Annotated in this window: 20 protein-coding genes and 1 pseudogene; 12 read left to right on the top strand and 9 right to left on the bottom strand. The window is 33.9% G+C overall.

Going from position 1 to position 21,219, the window contains the following annotated elements; all coding sequences use genetic code 11:
* Nucleotides 1-103: 103 nt before the first annotated feature.
* The 7 genes from tnpC to OPR42_RS08380 all read left to right on the top strand — a co-directional run bounded on the left by tnpC (nt 104) and on the right by OPR42_RS08380 (nt 5,907).
* Nucleotides 104-1,456: an IS66 family transposase gene (gene tnpC / locus OPR42_RS08410; protein ID WP_265042338.1), complete on the top strand. Its 1,353-nt coding sequence runs from the start codon at nt 104-106 to the stop codon at nt 1,454-1,456.
* 9 nt (nt 1,457-1,465) lie between these two features.
* Complete coding sequence (locus OPR42_RS08405) at nt 1,466-1,924, top strand: phage major tail tube protein (protein ID WP_320157554.1); 459 nt, start codon at nt 1,466-1,468, stop codon at nt 1,922-1,924.
* Nucleotides 1,925-1,960: 36 nt separating this feature from the next.
* Entirely contained in the window at nt 1,961-2,215 is a 255-nt protein-coding gene (locus OPR42_RS08400) for a phage tail assembly protein (RefSeq protein WP_265042256.1), read from the top strand.
* Between the two features lie 115 nt (nt 2,216-2,330).
* Nucleotides 2,331-4,598 carry a phage tail tape measure protein gene (locus OPR42_RS08395; RefSeq protein WP_265042255.1) on the top strand — a complete coding sequence of 756 codons (2,268 nt, stop codon included), beginning with the start codon at nt 2,331-2,333 and terminating at the stop codon, nt 4,596-4,598.
* Complete coding sequence (locus tag OPR42_RS08390) at nt 4,598-4,954, top strand: phage tail protein (RefSeq protein ID WP_213863735.1); 357 nt, start codon at nt 4,598-4,600, stop codon at nt 4,952-4,954. Before OPR42_RS08395 ends, OPR42_RS08390 begins: the two co-directional genes overlap by 1 nt.
* Complete coding sequence (locus OPR42_RS08385) at nt 4,951-5,160, top strand: tail protein X (RefSeq protein WP_265042254.1); 210 nt, start codon at nt 4,951-4,953, stop codon at nt 5,158-5,160. Before OPR42_RS08390 ends, OPR42_RS08385 begins: the two co-directional genes overlap by 4 nt.
* Nucleotides 5,161-5,907 carry a phage tail protein gene (locus tag OPR42_RS08380; protein WP_265042253.1) on the top strand — a complete coding sequence of 249 codons (747 nt, stop codon included), beginning with the start codon at nt 5,161-5,163 and terminating at the stop codon, nt 5,905-5,907.
* A gap of 12 nt (nt 5,908-5,919) precedes the next feature.
* Here OPR42_RS08380 and OPR42_RS08940 read toward each other — a convergent pair.
* Nucleotides 5,920-6,871: pseudogene (locus OPR42_RS08940) on the bottom strand (IS5 family transposase).
* Between the two features lie 268 nt (nt 6,872-7,139).
* On the bottom strand, nt 7,140-7,937 hold the full coding sequence (ygfZ, locus tag OPR42_RS08365; protein ID WP_006012580.1) for a CAF17-like 4Fe-4S cluster assembly/insertion protein YgfZ: 798 nt from the start codon (nt 7,935-7,937) through the stop codon (nt 7,140-7,142).
* 112 nt (nt 7,938-8,049) lie between these two features.
* Between ygfZ and OPR42_RS08360 the strand changes: the two genes are divergently transcribed.
* The 3 genes from OPR42_RS08360 to OPR42_RS08350 all read left to right on the top strand — a co-directional run bounded on the left by OPR42_RS08360 (nt 8,050) and on the right by OPR42_RS08350 (nt 10,879).
* Nucleotides 8,050-8,340, top strand: a complete 291-nt coding sequence (locus tag OPR42_RS08360; RefSeq protein ID WP_265042302.1) for a co-chaperone GroES — start codon at nt 8,050-8,052, stop codon at nt 8,338-8,340.
* An 89-nt stretch (nt 8,341-8,429) separates the two neighbouring features.
* Entirely contained in the window at nt 8,430-10,088 is a 1,659-nt protein-coding gene (groL, locus tag OPR42_RS08355) for a chaperonin GroEL (protein WP_265042301.1), read from the top strand.
* A 287-nt stretch (nt 10,089-10,375) separates the two neighbouring features.
* Nucleotides 10,376-10,879: a protein-disulfide reductase DsbD domain-containing protein gene (locus OPR42_RS08350; protein ID WP_264376423.1), complete on the top strand. Its 504-nt coding sequence runs from the start codon at nt 10,376-10,378 to the stop codon at nt 10,877-10,879.
* Nucleotides 10,880-11,023: 144 nt separating this feature from the next.
* On the opposite strand, the gene OPR42_RS08345 is transcribed toward OPR42_RS08350, so the two are convergent.
* Both OPR42_RS08345 and OPR42_RS08340 read right to left on the bottom strand, forming a co-directional pair.
* Entirely contained in the window at nt 11,024-11,914 is an 891-nt protein-coding gene (locus OPR42_RS08345; protein ID WP_265042300.1) for a hypothetical protein, read from the bottom strand.
* A 75-nt stretch (nt 11,915-11,989) separates the two neighbouring features.
* Nucleotides 11,990-12,217, bottom strand: a complete 228-nt coding sequence (locus OPR42_RS08340) for a hypothetical protein (protein WP_064085506.1) — start codon at nt 12,215-12,217, stop codon at nt 11,990-11,992.
* A 387-nt stretch (nt 12,218-12,604) separates the two neighbouring features.
* On the opposite strand from OPR42_RS08340, the gene OPR42_RS08335 reads away from it, so the two are divergent.
* Nucleotides 12,605-13,942, top strand: a complete 1,338-nt coding sequence (locus OPR42_RS08335) for an alanine:cation symporter family protein (RefSeq protein ID WP_265042391.1) — start codon at nt 12,605-12,607, stop codon at nt 13,940-13,942.
* Between the two features lie 380 nt (nt 13,943-14,322).
* Entirely contained in the window at nt 14,323-16,590 is a 2,268-nt protein-coding gene (locus tag OPR42_RS08330) for a hypothetical protein (protein ID WP_265042299.1), read from the top strand.
* Here OPR42_RS08330 and OPR42_RS08325 read toward each other — a convergent pair.
* The 5 genes from OPR42_RS08325 to OPR42_RS08305 form a co-directional block, all read right to left on the bottom strand.
* Nucleotides 16,577-17,167 carry a Maf family nucleotide pyrophosphatase gene (locus tag OPR42_RS08325; RefSeq protein ID WP_010401248.1) on the bottom strand — a complete coding sequence of 197 codons (591 nt, stop codon included), beginning with the start codon at nt 17,165-17,167 and terminating at the stop codon, nt 16,577-16,579. The two genes, OPR42_RS08330 and OPR42_RS08325, sit on opposite strands and share 14 nt — an antisense overlap.
* A complete protein-coding gene (infA, locus tag OPR42_RS08320) occupies nt 17,145-17,408 on the bottom strand; it encodes a translation initiation factor IF-1 (protein ID WP_052264695.1) in 264 nt (87 codons plus the stop codon). Before infA ends, OPR42_RS08325 begins: the two co-directional genes overlap by 23 nt.
* A gap of 71 nt (nt 17,409-17,479) precedes the next feature.
* On the bottom strand, nt 17,480-18,946 hold the full coding sequence (locus OPR42_RS08315; protein WP_265042297.1) for a hypothetical protein: 1,467 nt from the start codon (nt 18,944-18,946) through the stop codon (nt 17,480-17,482).
* Between the two features lie 51 nt (nt 18,947-18,997).
* Nucleotides 18,998-19,609, bottom strand: a complete 612-nt coding sequence (locus tag OPR42_RS08310) for a hypothetical protein (protein ID WP_265042296.1) — start codon at nt 19,607-19,609, stop codon at nt 18,998-19,000.
* 158 nt (nt 19,610-19,767) lie between these two features.
* Nucleotides 19,768-21,045: an adenylosuccinate synthase gene (locus OPR42_RS08305; RefSeq protein WP_010401253.1), complete on the bottom strand. Its 1,278-nt coding sequence runs from the start codon at nt 21,043-21,045 to the stop codon at nt 19,768-19,770.
* Between the last annotated feature and the right edge of the window lie 174 nt (nt 21,046-21,219).

The following is a 21,219-nucleotide window of genomic DNA, read 5'->3' as shown; positions in this document are numbered from 1 at the left end:
TCCGTTCAGAGGTGTGGCAAGGATAAAAAACAATTGACATAATATATTAAAGTAGTAATAACACAAAATGTTGATAGTAAAGTAAGGCTAGATGCTTCAATTGTTGATCAGTATTGTAGAGTTATGTAAAAACTTAGAGCAGAAAGTAGCAAAGCTTGAAGAAAAAAATAAAATCTTAGAAATAGAGAATGCTGAACTAAGAGAGAGACTCGGCTTAAACTCAAGGAATTCATCTTTACCAAGTTCAAAAGAGCTGTACAAAATAAAAAAAGACACACCAGAAGATAAGTCAGAGGGCGGCAGGAAGATAGGTGGTCAAGTTGGACATAAGGGGAATTGCCGAGCTAAAATGGAAGCAGATGAGGTGGTGAAGGTAGAGTTACCAAATAGATGCGAGTGTGGTGAAGAAATCGCAATATCGGAAAAACCATATGTCTATCAAAAAGTTGATTTACCAGAAATTAAGCCTTACGTAGTTGAGTATCAATTAGAACATGGTCGCTGTCGTAAATGCGGAAAAAGAAGGAGTAGCAAATTACCAGAAGGAGTTACACCGGATACCTTTGGTCCTAGAGTTAAGTCAGTAGTTGCATCACTAAGTGGGTTTTATAAGAATTCAAAGCGAGAAATAGCGAATATTATGAAAGACATCTTTAACATGAGTATAAGTGTTGGTAGTGTGTCCAATAGTGAAGCAAGGGTTTCGTCAAAATGTAAAGAAGCCTATGAACAAATAGAGGAAGAAATAAAAGCAAGCGAAATTTTGCATATTGATGAAACCAGTCACTACAACAAAGGCAAATTGGGATGGTGCTGGATGTTTGCCAACAATAAAGCAAGTCTTATGAAGTTAGCAGATACAAGAGGAATGAAATTTTTAAAGAATAGTGCATTTTGTGATTACAAAAACCTGGTAATTACTGACAGATATGCAGTTTACAACCACTTCAGTGATGAAAAACGACAAATTTGTTGGGCTCACTTATTGAGAAATTTCGAGAGGTTATCTCATAGTTGGAATAGTGAAGTAATGAGACTTAGCCATTGTTTAAAAGACGCAGCTAATGGATTGTTTGTATTAAAAAACGCTTTGTCAGAAAATGAAATTAGTATTTCAAAGTTCACTAAGCAAGCTAAAGAATTACGAAGATACATACAGTACTGCATGATAAAAATATCTTATATACTTGAAGCAAAAGGAGCTTCACGAACGGTAAAGGGTATTATAAAATCCGAGTCAATGATGTGGACATTTTTGGATGACCCAGAGAATATTCCATTAACGAATAACCATGTTGAGCGACAGATACGGCATTATGTTGTCTATCGTAAGAATTCATATTTTGCACAGTCAGAGCGAGGGAATAGATTTCTTGAGCGGATAATTTCGTTGTATCTGACTTGGAAACAAAAGGAATTAAACCCTTTTCAAAACCTGCTAGCTGTTGTTTCTTAAACCACACCTCTGAACGGATACAAAATAGATGAAATAACTTTGCCGAAGCTTACCATAAAAACAGAGGAGTACCGTGCTGGTGGTATGGATATTCCAATAAATATTGATATGGGCATGGAGAAGCTTGAAGCAGATTTCACTTTTTCTGAATACGATACAGAACTCTTTCGGCTATTTGGCTTGATAAATGGAAACTCGGTTTCTTTAACGCTTCGTGGAGGAATGCAAGGAAGTGGTAGCAATGATATTGAAGGAGTAATTATCAACCTCAGAGGAATATTCAAAGAATTTGATTTTGGTAACTGGAAACCTGCTGAAAAAGCAACGCTGAAGTGTACTGTAGCTGCTCATTACTATAAACTTACCATAGGTGGTAATGAACTGATAGAGATCGATGCTGAAAATATGATAAGAAAGATAAATGGTGTTGATCAAATGGCCTTGCTGCAAACGGTTTTAGGAATATGAAAACTTATTTGAAATTTTATTTTTTTAGAGGAAAATATGAAAACAATTACACTTAGTGAATCAATAACAGTTGATAGTATCTCTGTCTCAGAGTTATCGATGCGTGAACCTAAAGTAAGAGATTTACTTGCTATAGAACGCATAGAAGGCGAAGCTTTGAAAGAGGTAGCTTTAATTGCTAATCTAGCATCTGTGCCAAAAGAAGTAGTTGAAGATTTATGTATTAAAGATTATGTAGAAATACAAAAGGTACTAAAAGATTTTTTGTCGCCGCTGGAACAGAGAACTTAAAGTATAATGTATTACTACTCAGTTCTATTTCAGGAAGTGGAATTGAGCAGATTACTAATATGGATGTAAATGAATTTTTATCCTGGATAGAAATAAGTAAAGGAGTGGCAAAAAAATGTCAATGCTTTCAATAAAGATCGGTGCAACATTAGATGGCAGTTTTAATAGTGCAATGAAAGGTAGTGCAGCAAAGCTTTCTAAGTTGGGTGATAGTATAAAGCAGCTTGATTCGTCAATGAAATCAGTCTCCAAATTTAAGCAATTAAATCATGATGCTCTTGAAGCCATGAAGAATTGGAAGGAAGCGGAGAAGAAAGCAAAAGAATCAGCTACAGCAATCGCTAAAGAGAAGAAGGAAAAAAAAGAACCAAGCAAAGCACTGAGAAATGAATTCGAAAAATTGAAAGCATCGGCATCAAAGGCAAAAGAGGCTTATATTAAAAAGAGAGATGCACTTCACACATTAAATGAAGAAATAAGGAAAAGTGGAAAGGATATTAAATCTTTAGTGAGGGATCAAACTAAACTTGGTTCATCTATTGAAGTACTCAAAGGGAAATACAATAAATTAGGATCTGTAATACAAAAACAGCAAAATGCTTTGGCAAAAAAAGCGCATTATAGATCACAAGTAATGGAGACTATAGGACTAGGACTTTCGCTTGCAACGCCAATTAAAGTTGCTATTGACTTTGAAAGTGCTATGGCTGATGTTAAGAAAGTAGTAGGCTTTCAAGAAGGGACAAACGAAGCTAATGAATTTGCTCAAAAATTAAAGAAGTTATCTCGTGAAATACCATTATCGGCTGCAGAGTTAGCACAAATAGCTGCAAGTGGTGGTCAACTTGGTATTGACAAAAATAAGCTACTTGAATTTACCACAACAGTAGCTAAAATGGCCACAGCATTTGACATGTCTGCCGAACAAGCTGGTGATTCCATAGCTAAACTCTCTAATGTTTATGGAATTGATGTTAGTGAAATGGAGCATGTTGGTAATGTAATCAATCACTTATCAGATAACACTGCTGCCAAAGCAAAAGATATGGTTGAAGCTCTAGCAATAGTTGGTGGTACTGCAAAACAATTTGGTCTTGATATCAAGAAAACAAGTAGTTTAGTAAATGCCTTCGTTAGTTTAGGTAAACAACCAGCAAAAGCTGCTACTGCTATAAATGCTCTACTTAGCAAACTTCAAACTGCTGAAGGGCAAGGCAAAGAATTTAAAGCAGCATTGGAATCCATAGGCATAACTGCAGAAGAGATGTCACAAAAAGTTGCTCAAAACGGTCAAGAAGCATTACTCTACTTTTTTAAAACTTTAGAGAAAATAGATAAACAGGAACGTTCTCAAATTCTTCTCAACCTCTTCGGTCAAGAATATCAAGATGATATTGCATTGATAGTTGGGAGTTTGGAAGAATATAAAAAAGCAATAGGTTTTGTGACTGATAAAGAAAAGTATAATAAATCTATGCAAAAGGAATTTAATAACCGTGCAAGTACTACAGCAAATAATTTGCAGCTACTCAAAAATACAATAGCAGAGCTAGGAATGAACTTAGGGTCAGTTGTGCTACCTCCTTTAAATTGGATAAGTAAGATTTTGAGGTCTATATCTATAGGTATAGCTTGGTTCGCAGAGAAGTGTCCAATTTTGACTACAGGAGTTATGAGCATAATTTCAGCTCTTATTATTGGTAAGATTACAGTGGTAGGTTTTGGTTATGCATTTGCATTGGCTGGAGGTGGAATATTAACTTTTAAGGCTATTTTGCAGGGAACACTTTTGCCAGTATTAACTTCGTTATCAGCTCGAGTAATTCCAGCAGTGATCATGGGACTGAAAGCTTTAACGCTAACCAATCCTATAGGAGCTGCTATTGCTGGACTATCAATTGGTGCAGCGCTTGTAATCGCTAATTGGCAAAAGGTAAAGAACTTTTTCTCAAGTATCTGGAAATCAGTGACAAAACCTATAGAAAATTGGATTAGTGTAGAAAAATTGTTTAATGATAGTCCAATAAAAGCATTAAAGAAACCAGTAGAAGCAAAAATAGGCAGTGCAACTAGTGAAAATAGAAATGTTTTTAGTAAAGGAAATCCTTTATTAAATAATAATGCTTTTAGTGGAATTTCGAATAGTAGAACGAATATTGAAAGTGTGATTACAGAAAAAAGTTCTGCAGGAGATAATTCAGAGAAAGTTTTAAAAGACTGTGAAAAGTGTGAACAAAAAATTTTCAATCAAACTTTTACATTTAATATAAGTATAAAAGCAGAACCTAACCAAGATGTACGTAGTCTTGCTGATGCAGTAATAAAAAGAATAAGAGAAAAATCGCGAGACGTTCTATTTGATTCAATAGAACCAATTTACTAATGCTATCACTTGGTCAACATAAGTTTTCTCCAACAAGTGTAAGGTATAGTAAAGAAAATCGTTGGAGTACAATTGAGTCTATTGGTAAAATACCTTCATTACAAAATATTGGCCAAGGTACAGAAAATATAGACTTAGAAGGAATAATTTATTTCCATAATCTCAATGATTTAAATCAATTAAAAAGTATGAAAGAAGCTGAGAAAAATCAGGAACCAAGTATCTTAGTAGATAGTTTAGGAAATGTTTTGGGAAGATTTGTTATTGTGCGGTTAGAAGAAAAGCAAATGTCGTATTTTCCCTGTGGATTACCAAAAAAGGTTGAATTTAGCTTAAGTTTAAGGAGTTATGTATGACAGTACATTATATAACCCGAGAAAATGAAATGTTAGATTACATATGTTTTAAGCACTATGGATATAGCTCTGGAGCAGTAGAGGAAGTATTGCTTAAAAATCCAGGCCTTGCAGAACATGGAAGTTTTTTGCCTACAGGATTAAAGATCAGGTTACCTAGAATACAAGAGCAATTAAAAAAATCGAAGTTAAAAGTGTGGGAATAAATGAAACCTGAATTTAGCATTGAAGGAATAAAAGATCCTGTAATATCGGTGCATCTTACTGATGAATCTGGTACTATAGATGATGTTGCAGAGGTATGCGTTGATTATGGCAATGAAAATGTAGAAGTTCCAAATGAATTGAACATAGTACTAGGTTATAAGGAAACGGGAATCTTTCCAATGGGTATATATACAGTCAACGAAGTTACTATACAAGGCCCACCTAAAACTCTACTAATAAAAGCTCATGCAACAAATTTAAGAATATCTTTAAAAGCAAAGGTATCAAAAGAATGGCATCAAATTACCATAGAAAACTTAGTGAAAGAAATAGCTCAAAAACATGGATATGGACATAAAGTTGCTGAGGAATTTAAGAATGTATTGATACCCCATATTAATCAGGCAGATGAAAGTGATATAAGTCTGTTAACAAAGATCGCAACAGAGTGTGAAGCAATGGCAAAATTAGCTGGTGGGTATATATTGTTTATTTCAAAGAATATGGCAAAATCAGCCACAGGAAAAGCTTTAGGAACAACGACTATTAGACCTCAAGACACAATTAATTGGAAAGTGCATTTTACCGTACGTGATAAGTATAATTCAGTAGTAGCAAAATGGCATAGCTATGAAAAAGGTGAAACTATTAAAGAAACAGTTGGTAGCGGTGAACCAAGTTATATTATGCTGGAACTTTACTCAAATGCAGAGTGGCTTTGTTGCATAGCACTGATAGGCATGTAAATCACAGTGAATTTACGCAGCTAATTTAAATTCAGCCATACCTATATCAGTAAATTTGTTCAATAAGTAGCACTTAATTAACAGCTCTTTTTCACGATTTACCTCTGATTTATTTTTCAAGCCAAACCCAAATATTTGCTTCAACCTATAGAAAAAGACTTCAATATAAGACCGTGCTCCATACTTAACTTTTTTCTTCCATTCATTAATACCATCTTCATAATTCTCATATGACCTAATTCTACTAACATACTTGTTTCTTTCTGATAAGTAGTCAGCTAAACAAATTTTAGTATCCTTCCTAGGGCGAATAATAGGCACAATATTGTATTTTCTGCATTCTTTATACACACTTTTTATATCATAAGCCGCATCTGCTCGAATAGAACAAATGTTATATTTATCACTGACTTCTTCTAACATATCGCAGACCGGCAAATAGTCTACAGCAACACCACTAGATGCTTATTGCTTTCTTATCATTTATGTTTAAAACAACATGTAATTTTCTTACTTGACCATAACCACTGTATTTTCTTTTTCGAATATTAAGCTTACTATGCCCACCGTTATTATTGTAGATACTAACTCTAGTGCTATCTACGGCAATTTCAACATTTTCCAGATCATCTTTATTGCTTCTATGGTCATCAATCTTCAAATTAAGCTTTTTAAATCTTCTGGAAGCTTGTGTATAGCTGATAATCTTAAGTTTTTTGCCTATTTGCACCATATAACCTTTTACAAAACCTACAGCTTGTCTCAAGCCAATTCTAAAAAGATGAACTATTATGTGTATTAAAATTACAACTTTATCACTATAAGTGTTATTGCCACCTGCAACTTTTGGACTATTTTCATACCAATTTTCTATGGCTTGATTAACAAAATGAAAAACATTTCCTCTTTTTTTGAGAAACTCGTTATATTCTCTTTGGTTACTTACTCTCATTTTTTGTGGCATAAGTTGTACTTGTTTGAAAAATGCCTATTTTACAACAAAATGCGTTAGTAGCCATATATTAAAAAGCTTTTCTTCTTACAATAACCTCAACCAACACTAGCTATGCAACAAAGCCATCCAGAATAAAAGCTCTTCTTTTCTAATAGCCATAATATTTATAAAAACACTAATACTTTAATTATTATACATTTAAGCAAGAAAGTCAAGAATTTAACTAGTATCACAAACATTCAAACAAGAAAAAGGTGCTTTTACCCGAATAGATATTTTATAACGTCTTAATGCTAACTCCACCGACATATAAATTTGCGTGGCTTTTTCCAGTATTAAGCAATGCAAGTCCAATATTGTCGACACTAGAGCGTAGTTCTCCTACTTCTTCATTATGTTCACTGATTACTTTAGTGCCAATATTTGGAAGTGCATTTTTTCCCTCAACAAGGTAAAGTTTCCTTCTGAATTTTTCTTGTCTGCTCATTCGATTTACAACTTCCTGACCTATATAGCACCCTTTATTAAAGCTTATACCATTTATCTTATCGATTAAATATTGCAGCGGAAATGATGAATTTTGCACCATATCTTTTGCTCCATCTGGGACAAGGTTTTTAATTCTAACTTTTTCATACTGAATAAAATCTCCAACCGGTTCTTTTATTTCATCTTCATGTATGATCCTCATTCCTAGCAGCTTGTGCCTTGGATCTTGAAAAATAACTTGTGACTTACTACTACACTTCGCCAACTTAGCATCAAACAAAACTCCAACCTTATATAGTGAACTAATGTCTTTAATCCTCACTCTAAGGTAAGTTTTGAGCAAGTCTAATTTTTCAATTATTTGCTGTAGATGGGCATTTTCACACTCCAAATAAATATATTTATCATGCTCAATGAGGAAAAAATCGTACAGATATTTTCCCTGAGGGTTGAGTAATAAAGAGTAAATTGCCTGCTGGCTACTTAGTTTATTAATATCATTTGTTATAACACCCTGAAGAAAATCTCTCGTATCTGGTCCGTATAAAGATATTAGACTACGGTTTGCTAGCGGTATGTAACCCATAAAACTTCTGTTCAAACCTTAATTATACACTTTTACTAACTCCAACCCTTGAAATGTAACCTTTAGATGACTACATAGAATTGTAGGTTAATCTATTAATGAGGAAACATAAATGTCAAGTGTAAATTTGAATGTATTAGATGATAACGTGCTAATAAAGCCTATTACTGAAGAAAAACAAGGTGGAATTGTACTACCATCAAGTGCTGAAAAGAAGCCTACTAAAGGTGAAGTTATAGCAATTGGTAGTGGTTCACTCAACTCAAGCGGAGAGCGTATAGCTTTAACTGTAAAAACTGGTGATAAGGTTTTCTACAGGCAGTGGGCTGGGACAGAAGTAGAGCATGATAATGAAAAGTATGTCGTGATGAAGGAGTCAGACCTACTTGCTGTTATCAAGTAGGTATTCCTATTTTACTAAACTAATGCGCTATATAGTGCATTATGTATTTTAATATTCTAAATTTTTTATTAATTTAAGGAGTGATAAAAATGGCTAACATAGTAGTATCAGGCGAACAGTTGCAAGAAGCCTTTCGTGAAGTTGCAGCAATGGTTGACTCAACGGTGGGAGCAACTGCAGGGCCTAGGGGAAATACAGTAGGAATTAGCAAGCCATATGGTGGACCAGAGGTCACAAAGGATGGCTATAAGGTAATGAAAGGTATAAAGCCTGAAAAACCATTACACTCTGCGATAGTAAGCACCATTGCTCAAAGTGCTTCTCAGTGTAATGACAAAGTTGGTGATGGTACCACAACATGCTCAATACTGACTAGCAATATGATAATGGAAGCTTCAAAGTCAATTGCAGCTGGAAATGATCGTATTTGTATCAAAAATGGAATACAGAAGGCAAAAGATGTGATATTAAAGGAGATTACATCAATGTCTCGCACAATTTCTTTAGAGAAAATGGATGAAGTTGCACAAGTTGCAATAATTTCTGCAAATGGTGATAAAGATATTGGTAATAGCATTGCTGATGCTGTTAAAAAGGTTGGAAAAGAAGGCGTCATCACTGTTGAAGAGAGTAAGGGTTCAAAAGAATTAGAAGTTGAACATACAACTGGTATGCAGTTTGACCGTGGTTATCTCTCTCCATACTTTGTTACAAATAATGAAAAGATGAGCGTGGAACTTGATGATCCATATTTGCTGATTACAGAAAAAAAACTTAATATTATTCAACCTTTACTTCCTATTCTTGAGGCTATTTTTAAGTCTGGTAAACCTTTGTTTATCATTGCAGAAGATGTTGAAGGTGAAGCATTAAGCACTTTAGTGATCAACAAATTACGTGGTCTAAAAGTTGCTGCAGTAAAAGCTCCAGGTTTTGGTGATAGGAGAAAGGAGATGCTCGAAGATATAGCAGCTTTAACAGGTGCTAAGTATGTCATAAAAGATGAGCTTGGAATCAAGATGGAAGATTTGACTCTTGAAGATCTTGGTACTGCCAAAAATGTTAAAATCACTAAAGACAATACCACAATTGTTAGTGAAGACAGCGACTCTGATAAAAAAAACAGAGTAGATGCTAGAGTTAACCAGATTAAATCTCAGATTGAAACTTCAACCTCTGATTATGATAAAGAAAAGCTGAGAGAGCGTTTAGCGAAATTATCAGGCGGCGTTGCTGTGCTCAAAGTTGGTGGAGCAACCGAAGTAGAAGTAAAAGAACGCAGAGATAGAGTTGAAGATGCACTTCACGCAACAAGAGCTGCAATTGAAGAAGGTATAGTTCCCGGTGGTGGAGTTGCACTTCTTTACGCTGCATCTGCTCTTGATAAGCTAAAAGCTTCAAGCGATGAAGAGCAAATAGGTATCAACATTGTCAAAAAAGTTCTCAGTGCTCCAATCAAAAGATTGGTTAAAAATGCTGGTCTTGAATCTGCTGTTATAATTGACTATTTGATTAAGCAGAATGATAAAGAGCTTATATACAACGTTGAGGCTATGAACTACGCTAATGCATCAACAGCTGGTGTAATTGATCCGGCAAAAGTAGTTCGTATTGCTTTTGAAACGGCAGTGTCTGTAGCAAGCGCACTTATTACTACTGAATCTATGATAGTTGATCTACCAAACAAAGAAGAAAATGCTTCATCACCTATAGGTGCAGGAGCAATGGGCGGAATGGGTGGATTCTAAGTAAACAAGAGCCTTGGAGCAACTTGCTCCAAGGTATCTTTCTAGTTCTAAAAAGTCTTACATTTATAAAGGAAATAAATTTGTGACTTTCTATGCAAAGCCACTACTATTTATATTTGTTACGTCTCTTTAATATTATAACTGCTTAAAAATAAAAAAATAATATATGAAAGTTATAATTGCTACTATATTTGTATTAGCATAATATTATATTAACAAATGATTTATATAATATTTTTATTATAATAGATAGAACTTAAATTATTTTCTTCATAAATAGAGTATTTATGAAAATACGTATATACTCAATCCTACTTTTACTTTTTTCTTGCACTCAATTGTGCGCTGAAGAAGAAGTTGCAAAATTTGATCTGCTCATTGGTAAGGTAAATAAAGCAAACCTTACCATTGAAGGCGCAATAAAGGTTACAATAAAACCAGGTTGGCATATATATTACAAAGACCCTGGAGATTTCGGCCTTCCTACTTCCTTTGACTGTCAGGGTAACATATCAAATATAGATATTCATTGGCCTACTCCCAAGGAACATGAAGATAAAGTTGGGGAAGTTACATTTGTTAGTAACATATATGAAGATATGGTGTTATTTCCCTTTAAAAACAATATCATTCCAAATCAGGAATACGCTGATATTAACTTTCATATAAAGTACGCAATATGTAAAGATAGGTGTATCCCTAAAAATGCCGAGATAAAAACCAGTCAACCACTAAAGGATTTTATAGATTCTGATATCAATAAACTCATAAATGAGTGGTATGAAAAATAGAGCTCCCAGCGAGCAAGTGATAGTTATACGATAGCTTAAAAATGTTATTCCTGTCCCTGAATTTTCCAATAAAGATCTTTTCAAAAATTTCGATCATGAAGCCTTTTGGTCCCCAAAAGGCTTCATTTCAATCAATAACGAAAATTATAACTTTGAAAGAGCTGCTTGCTTATTAACTCCTGTAGTAATTTGTATGCTTTCCACACTTGTTGAAGGATAAAATCCTTTTATTACTTCAGAGCCTTCTCGCTTTAAATATGACAATGCTTCATATAAAGTCTTCGCTTCATATTGTCTTCCTACTTTTACTTCTTTATGTGCAGCTAATTGATCCCAAGTAACACCATTGCTTTCAATAAACTCTACAGAACCATTATCGCTAATGCTAATTTTCATTTTACACTCTTTCCCCTCAACATACCAATTTAAATTCATATAATATGAGCCATTAGCTACTTCATAAATTCTTACTCCATTCTCATCAACTCTGCAGCGTATTCCCCTTGTTTCACACTTGCTTTTACTAGGCAGTAATAATGTAATTCCATCTACACCATATTTTCTGCATAGATCACTATTTAAAACATCAACCACATTTATTGATTTTGTAGAATCACCAAGCATAATTCTGAGTGCAGGCTTAATCTTACCTTTCTTTCTACTTTCTTTAATTCCTATATATTCTAAAGTATTGTCTTTTATACTTTCAATTACATCTTGTGCAATTTTGTTAGCAATTTTGCCTACAATATTTTTGCTATCGTACTTATTAGCATATTTGTATTCATATCTGCCATTAACTTCATATCTATACTTTTCCTGTCCTTCTTCACTAGGAACCACAGTAGAAAAGTGTTTAAACCACACTTCATCATCATCAATACTAACTTCTTCGTTCTTATCTCCAGAATCTACAGATATTTTGCTACCTGGGCTTACATTTTTAAAGAACTTATCCTTTGCACGTAAATAAAAATTTTCATTTGTATTTTGATTCAGGTCAGTTTTAATTAGACCTTTAGGATTATCTAACATATACCTCCACACATTAAATTATATAGAGGTATATCAGTGTTGACCTTCTAGGTCAACACTAAACAATAACAAAAACTATAGTTGTTTCTTTTCACCTGCTAAAGATTGTGCTTGTGCTCCATCTACACTTGTTGAATGTTGCTTCAATATGTGATTTAGATATTCTCGTACTTCATCAGTGTATTTAATGCTCTTGTAGCTTAAACTTCTTATCAACACCTTGCCTAAATGAAAAATATTTCCTCTTTCTTGGAGAAATTTGTTATATTCATTGCAGTTACTGACTTTCATTTGCTGTGGCATATTTTTTCTTCAATGGTTAAATGGCTATTCTATAATGAATTTTGTCAGTAACTGCCAGTTCTTTTCTCTTGAGTGATGCAACAAAGCCATCCCAGTGTCAAGCACTGGAATGACACCCATTTCTTTCTAGTGTCCCCTTTCTTGTCATTCAAGTATCCTTTTCTTATCATCCGAGTAGCTAAAACTATGATCCATTGTTCATTTTCTGGATTCCAGTCTGGAATGACATTGTTTTAACATTGTACCATATTACAATGTTCATACAGTTGTGATTGGTATGACAAGATAAGAGGTGCTAGAATAATGGAACCGAAGTCATACATAGAAAATAGGTTAGGTATTTTTCAACTTTTGCTATATACTCAAGTAAAAATCTCTCTTTTACAGATGGATACAGTAAAGTTTGTTTTATTACTGCCAACAATACTACTCATACTAGTTGCTGGTGTTTACCTATCGGTTAAACTAAAATGGTTGCAGATATTTAGACTAACGTATGCCCTTTCACTTATTGGAGCTAAAAGAGGAGAAAATAAATTTTCTTCTATAGCTGCTCTGTTTACAATCTTAGGGGGAAATTTAGGAGTAGGAAATATTTCAGGAACTGCTGTTGCTCTAAAAACCGGAGGACCGGGATCCATTTTATGGATGGCAATCATTATTGTTGTTACTTCTGTGATAAAATATGTTACTTGTTACCTAAGTATAAAAACCAGAAAAGAAAAAAATGGACGGTTTATAGGTGGACCTGTAGCCTACATGGCTGATGCATTTAACTCTAGAAAAGCTACAGTTGTGTTTCTAATTGTTATGGTAATAGTTTCAATAACAGTTGGTAATCTTGTTCAGGTAAATTCTCTATCAATACCACTCAGCATGGTAGATGTACCTGTAGTTATTGGCGGCATTGTAATGGCCATAATATTTTTTGTTGTTGCAGCTCTCAGCTTAAAAAAAATTAAAATTTTTATATCGGCTATGATACCGATAATGACGGTGAGTTACCTTACACTTTGCGGTATAATATTATTTAAGTTTAGTGAAAATATCCTTCCTTCTCTAAAATTAATAACAAGCAGTTTTTTTACAACTAGTAGCTTTAACTCTGGTTTATCTTTAGGTTTAATTTTAGAAATGTTGACTATTATTCAAGTTGGAACTTTGCGAGGTATTTTTGCAACAGATATAGGACTTGGCCTCGAAGGAATTGTACACTCCTCGATTACTCCTAAAAAAAATAACAATAAATTTATCATTGAACAGAGTCTAATCACAATAATATCTCCTTTTATAGTTGCACTCATAGTATTCATTACAACAATGGTACTGCTTGTCACAGATTCTTGGATTACTGATTTAGAGAGCACTAACATGTGCATATTTGCTTTTAGAAAAGCTATGAATTGGCCCTATATTGACTATTTTATTATGACCATAATGTTTTGCTTTGCATTTACTACTATTTTTACTTGGTTTTTTTGTTCAAAACAAACAATACGCTATGTATCTATGGATAATAAATACACCAAAATCTGGACTGTAGTTTTTACCTTAATCATTCCATTTGGTGCAATTGGTGGAGTTAAGTTACTCTGGGATATAGCTGATATCTCGATTGCTGCTTTGCTTTTTATTAACATACTTGCTATACTCAAGCTCACTTCTCAAGATCCAGAAGTATTTACTATGAGTAGCAAATACTTGAAGTTGCAAAAACAGAGCTAAAGCAATATTTTAAGTTGTCATCCCAGTCTGGAATCCAGCCTTTCATGAACTTCATCAAAAATGTTATGTTTTAACATAATAATTTTATGCTCACTAACTGAGTGCGACTGGATCCCAGTGTCAGCTACTAGAATGACATACTTTTTGGTGAAAATTACTCTTATATTATAACGTTTGTAGTTATGAATTTGACTATAGGATCAAGTCTAGAAAAATCTAGATTCCAGACTGGAATGAAAACTTAAATTGCTTGATGTGAACATAAAATAGCTCATGTCATCACGTTAGCAATACAACTTCTTTAATAAAAACTAAATCAATTCCCGTAATAATTGTACTAGCTAAGGCTAAAAGGCAGAGGGTTATTAGTGAGGGAAAATATGAATACTCAAAGCACACAACAATATCATGAATTCATTCGAGGATTTTTTACTTTATTCGATGAAATAAAAAAGGAAGACGACCCAATTTATAATTCCAGAGTTGGTTTTAATGCAGTAAAGTTTCTAATAAAGCACCCCATCTGGAATTTGGAGATAGATGAAGACAAAAATAAAGCTTATGAAGTTATTCTTCCAGAGCAGAACAAGATAAAGAAAGCCGAACAAAAGCTTGAAAGTGAAGTTAAAGCAAGGTTAAAAGAGTATGTTGATGATATCGCAGGAGTTTCAATATATGGCGATCACGCAAGTATTACACTGGGAGATGACAAAAAAGAGTTTAAAATCAGCGAGTTTTTAAATAGTGACTTTTGTCAGAAGAAAGGAATTTCGGGATTTTCAACGCTGCATAGTGATGGAAAGAGCGGAATGCACGGTTTTGTTGCCGAAGAAGGAGAGAAAAGAATAAGGCATTATGTTGTAACCGATGGTTCATATGAAATGACTTTGAATTGGCATGACAAAAATGGAAAAAAATGTACTATCAAAATCAAGATTGATAAAGATGGTGTAGATCTAACTGAACGTAATGGTGTTACTGAGGAACAATTAAAAGCAAACACAGATGTAAAAATAGGTGGCTTATTCCTATATCAAATACAATTCAAGGAGAAAGGACAAGAACAAGAGAAACAACAATCATCTGAAACTTTCATAGAAAGTGATATTAGTAAAGGTATTGGCGTTCAAGCTACTCAAGATCAAGAAGTTGAGTTTAAGCATGTAACGACTAGCACTACAAATTCTAATAACGCATCTGCTAAAAAGATTCCACCGTCACTTCCACCTAGAGCTAGTTCATTACCTAATAATCAGAAAAAAGATGAGTATCAGCCAATACGGATTAATAGTAGAAATAACTACAATTCTCCATATTCTGATGCTTCTTCAAGCAGTACTATTTTCACCAAGTCTGTAATCTACAATCAAGATAATACACAAGAGGATGAACGGTATGACAATCCTACATTTGCTACATTTGGACATGCTGTACCTGGAAGCCGAAAATCAGATGAAAGTGAGCAAATATCTAATAATCGGCAAAAAGGTGCAATTTTTGATCCTACAACTACTGAAAGCGCTGCACCAGTACAAGACGTTGCATTCAAAAAAGTTAAAGATGCATTTAAGTATGAAAACGCTAAAGAATCACGCAATACTGGAAATAAGCAACCACTAAATGATGTAGCTTCGATTCTTGCATGGAAAGCAAAAAATGAGTTATTACGTAGTGAAAGTGAGTATGATGAAGAATTTTCTGACTTCGAAGATGGTTGGAGCGATAACGAAGATGAGTATATAACGCTTTCAAATCCTCAATCAGATTATAAACAAGAAAAAGATTATCTTAGCACTAAGGAAAACGAAGAAAGAGGAAACGATAAACAAAAAGAAACCGAAGATAAATTACAAGAAAATGAATCGCTAGAATACAGCTTAACAGACATAAAAACAAACGATTCGGGCTATTCATCTCCAACTCACTCTAATCATGAAAAATCTCGAGTAAATTCTGGACAGTTAAAAGCGAGTCTAATGAATGTTGAACAAAGAGATGATACCCTACTTACGGAATTTACCAGTAAGTTGGATAAAGAAACTCAGAAATTCCTGCTAAAACCAGTAAATCAAAAGAAAATGAGTGGGCAAACAAAAGAACATTTATTAGCAGCTGGATTGCTAAAAGACAATGCAGCGGAGAAAGAAATAAACGACTCAGGTTACTCATCTCCAACTTACACTAGCCACTATAATTTTCAGGTCAATTCTGAGCAATTAGAGAAGAGATTAGAAACCATTGAACCAAAAGATACATTGGAAAAATTGAATAAAGGATTGAGAGAACCTTCACACCAGGCTACTAAAGATTTATTCTCAGAAAGTATGTTGAAAGAAATAAAAGAAGGTAAAAAATATGACCCTGTACGTAAGTTATTAGAAAGAAAAGTGGCAGAACAAGAAGCAGAACAAGAAAATGATAATACTAATCTGACTATAGACAAAAATAGCGAACTATATAAATTGCTAGAAAAAGATGCAGCACAACTGAAAGCTGGAATAGTAGAAGAGGAAAGAAAAGATACTTTAACAGAACGCAATGATAGTCCTGATCGCAATAGAATTGCATTAGCAAATAGAAATAGAATCTGGGCTAAACTTATTGCTGAAGAAAAACAAAAAAAGGACAATGGTATTAGTATAGGTTAAAGTAATTACTTAGCAAGCAATGGGTTTCATGTAATGGTAACCCTATTACAGAAGAGTATGAGCCACGTAAAAATAATACAAACATTCCTGCAAGACCTTGTATGTTGCACCCCCCTGCCCTGTTTTTCCACTCTTCTGATGCTAAATAATATTTAATTTCTTGTTCGCTGAGACGCTTAAATTTCACTATTGTAACTACAGTCCTAATATGCTGTTTAGATTGATCAGGAGTTAATAAACACACACTGGTGTATACTCTATGCCTTCTTCCTGATAACAAGCGAACGCATTTTTCTGCTTGCTCAACGTTTTCAGCTTTGAGCAGTATCCTTCTACCACAAGCAACAACTGTATCAACACCAAGCACAAAGTAATTTGGATTTGAACTTTGTGTTTTCTCAGCTTTACTTTTTGCCATACGGATTGAGTAATCTCTTGGAAGTTCCTTTTTTAAAGGAACTTCATCTATGTCTGCTGGCAAAATTAAACCTGGCTCAATATTTATTTGTTTTAGTAAAGCTATACGCCTTTTCGATGATGAAGCAAGAATAAGATTATTTAGAGATCGTTCTGTCACTTGTACCTTTAAGCCTTCTAATTATCCTACCCTTTTTTGCATTCCTATCATAAACACTCATCTCAACCAACACCCTATCGCCTATAATTATGCGTATTTTACTTCTTCTCACTTTCCCTGATACATGACAGATAATCTCATGTTCATTGTCCAGCTTCACTCTAAATTCTGCTGCAGGTAGTAAAGCAGTTACTGCCCCTTCCACTTCAAAAATTGTTTTTGATTTGTCTTCTTTTATCATTGTCGTATTATAATTTAATAATCTTTTTCAGTCTACTATAGATTTTAAATTATTATCAATACAGGAGATTTTTATACTCTACTTGAGTATTGCTCTTGCAACTTAACTCCAATCATCTCCTTAACAATGCAAGAGGAAAGCGAGCTACCTACGCTTCTACTCTCTACTACCTTCTCAATAGAAGTTATGTTAGAAGATAAATCATTATCACAATTTTCCTCATCGCTATCAAGTCCACTATCAAAACTTGAAGATCTGGATAACTCTGTCTTCTTTTGTGAGGCACTATCGGGCTCACTAAAAACGTTTCCTGCTAGAGTATAAAATTGATGATTGAAGCTTCTTTGTTCAATAGAACTCATGTTAGAAGATAAACCATTATAACTACCATATCCGCCATCAGAGCTTGAAGATCTGAGTAACGTCATCTTTTCTTCCAGTGGAACACAAGACTCATTATTAGTCTCATTAAAAATATTTCTTGTTGGAGTATAAAATTGATTATTGAGGCTTCTTTGTTCATCAGCATGAATTTTTTCTCCCAGTCCATCAGCTATTTCTACAACTTTATCATCCCATTCATTCTCACACTCTAGCTTGCTTCTTAACTCTTCAACTTCCCATGCTAGTTTGCATATCCCTTGTTCATAAGATTCCAATTGTGCTTTATACTCATCTTTCAACTCTTGCACTTGAAGTTTTAAATTGCTTATATACTGCTCCTTTTCCTTCATTATGTGTGCTGCTTCTTTTAATTTGTCTTCTAACTCCTTCTTTTCTGTATTAACACCTTTTAGCTTACCCTCTAGCTTTCCTTTTGCTTCACATACATTTTTAAGTTCTTGTGCTTTCTCTTGTAACTCTGCTAACACACTTGCTAACTTTTCATCTTTTTGTGCCAGTTCAGTTTGCAATTCCGTGTTTTTTCGCTCTTCTTTTCCAAAACTGTTTTGTAAATCAGTTATTTGTTGTGAAGCAATTTCTGGTTGAGTTTCAGTGTGCTGTAAATTGGCTTCCAATGCATTGCTATTAATAGAAGGAGAAGAAGGAAGGCTATTATCAGCATCAACTTTATGATCTAACTTCCCCTCTGGTTCCTTACCTTGATAAGCCACCATAGATTCATTGTAAAGATTAATAGGAGTAGCCCTATTCTCTTCTAGTGATTCCATTACAGCATCATATAAGGAGAGACCTTGAATATATAACTCATCGTTTTGCTTTATTAATTCTAGAATCTCCTTCGATGAAACAAAATCTTCACCATTAAATTTTAGTATTTCAGTTATGCCATCTCTACTCACATTCATAATCATGGTACACATTCCTGATCCATCTTTTGCAGGCCAAGTGCTTGTCATTTCATAATATGCACCTTCTTTAAATTCATAATATCTTTTCTTATCTTTTTTACGAGCGTGTATTTCATGTTTTTTATTGCAATAGATATTCAGTTCTTTAATATCTTTCTCTTGCTGTAAAACGTCACTAATCTTTGTTGGCTCACTATTGTCGTAATGAGTAAGGTTAATATTCAAAACTCTATTATTATTGTCAATTTCTTCACAGTAAACTTGAAAGTCCTCTTTTCATTTTCCAAAATACCTACTTGCAACTTCTTTTCCTTCCTTTACTAACTCTATGTATTTACCTATATTTTTCTCAAAGTCCTCATTAACAGGCTTTTCTCTTTCTTTTACTGCTTGATCCACGTACATTCGCTTAAAATCATTATCACCTATTAGATCATTAAAACGCCAATTATCATAAGCTTTTTGTATATCAGCAAAGTCCATCTTTTCTCTCAAAAGCGCTAATAAGCTTATCTTATCTCTCAAATTTTCTAACTCACAATCGAGAAAATCATCGAAACTGCATAACTTTTTATACAGTTCCCTATCTTCTATAATTGAGCGAAGAAATTTCATTATAGTAAGGTTCTTAATGGAAGGCTCATTTTTTTCTGCATCATTAATATAGCTTTTGAGAAATTGAAATATACCAAGCCCATCACTATCTTGGACAAACTTCTCTCTATCATTAACACAATTGTTGCCCTGTGATGAACATAATCTATTATGCAATTTTTGCAAGTCATGTATTGACTTAACTACATATTCTGCAACTGACAATTCTCTCAGCTGATCACTTGTTTTTTCCGCTCTTACTGCTTTGTCTCCCTTAGTCAAACCTGCAATCATAATACGCCTCCTTTAACTATGTTTATATTATAACAATCAACATGTATTTAAGAAAAATCACACTGCTCACTGTACGTTTACGCTGCTACTTTGCATAATAGATTGCTTGAAGTCACACAAGTATCGTTTTTTATTAGATAAAAGTTAACAAGACGTTTTCATAGATTTTTAAGCTTAATAACATCCTCTCTATTGGGACTAGTTGAAATTAGATGAATTGGTACACCTATTAATTCTTCTATTTTTCTCACATATTTCATCAAATTTGCAGGTAATTCCTTAACTGACCTTTTGCCTTGAGTTTTCTCTTTCCAACCAGGAAATTCTTCATATATTGGCTCTAATTCTTTTTGTATTGAATGTGATGCGGGTAAATAATCATACATTTTTCCGCCATACTTATAACCAGTGCCTATTTTAATAGTATCAAAAGAATCAAGAATATCTAATTTGGTTAATACAATGCTTGAAACTCCAGAGAGTTGTACGGCCTGGCGCACTAAAACTGCGTCAAACCATCCGCAGCGCCTTCTTCTATTGCTTACTGTTCCAAGTTCCTTACCTATAGAAAATAAGCTGTCTCCAATCTCGTTATTTTGTTCAGTAGGAAATGGACCATTACCCACTCTTGTTGTATACGCTTTTGCTACACCAATAATGTGAGCATTGTAGGATAATCCTGAGCCTGTTATCGCTTGCGATGCTACGGTATTACTTGAAGTAACAAAAGGGTAAGTTCCGTGGTCGATATCTAAAAATGCGCCTTGAGCGCCTTCAAATATTATTTTCTTACCTTCTTTCATAAAATCATTTAGTATCTTCCACACAGGTTTTTTATATAAAAGAATTTTTTCTGAAATCTCTTGAATTTCCTTTAATATTTCTTCTTTTTTAACTACCTGGTAGTTAAGTCCTTTTCTGATAGCATTATGGTAACTCAGGAGAGCATCCACTCTTTGATTGAGCTCATCTGTGTTTTCTAAGTCACAAAGGCGTATAGCTCTCCTGCCAACTTTATCTTCATAACATGGCCCTATCCCTTTGTTTGTTGTACCAATTTTGTGATTTCCGTTTAAATCTTCAAATAGCTTTTCCTTGTCCTTATGTACGCTAAGTATTAATGGACAGCTCTCGGATACCATCAAGTTGTTATAGTTTACGTCCACTCCTTTAACTTTCAATGACTCTATTTCTGAGACTAGAGCATGTGAATCAAGAGCAACACCGTTTCCTATAATAGATATTTTGTCCGCTCTCAAAACAGCAGAGGGCAGTAAATTTAATTTATAAACCTCATCATCTATTACTATAGTGTGCCCTGCATTATTTCCTCCCTGAAATCTCACAACTACATCTGCATTCTCAGAAAGATAATCTACTATTTTACCCTTGCCTTCGTCACCCCATTGCAGACCAACAATTACAATATTATTCATCACTATTTTCTAGATTAATACGTAAATATTAATGCAGCATGCTACAAATGAAAAGAGAAATCTACGCCTTTCCTATATCCCTAAAATAAAGAAATAGACTATCGACTTTTTTATATATTATAAAATTATTCATCATTATATGGTACAACTTACAGCATATTTATAGTAAGGTGT

Source organism: Wolbachia endosymbiont (group B) of Melanostoma mellinum, from assembly GCF_947251465.1.
GTDB lineage: Bacteria > Pseudomonadota > Alphaproteobacteria > Rickettsiales > Anaplasmataceae > Wolbachia.
Note: the sequence above shows the minus strand (reverse complement) of the source record. Positions and strands in the feature narration are given on the sequence as shown.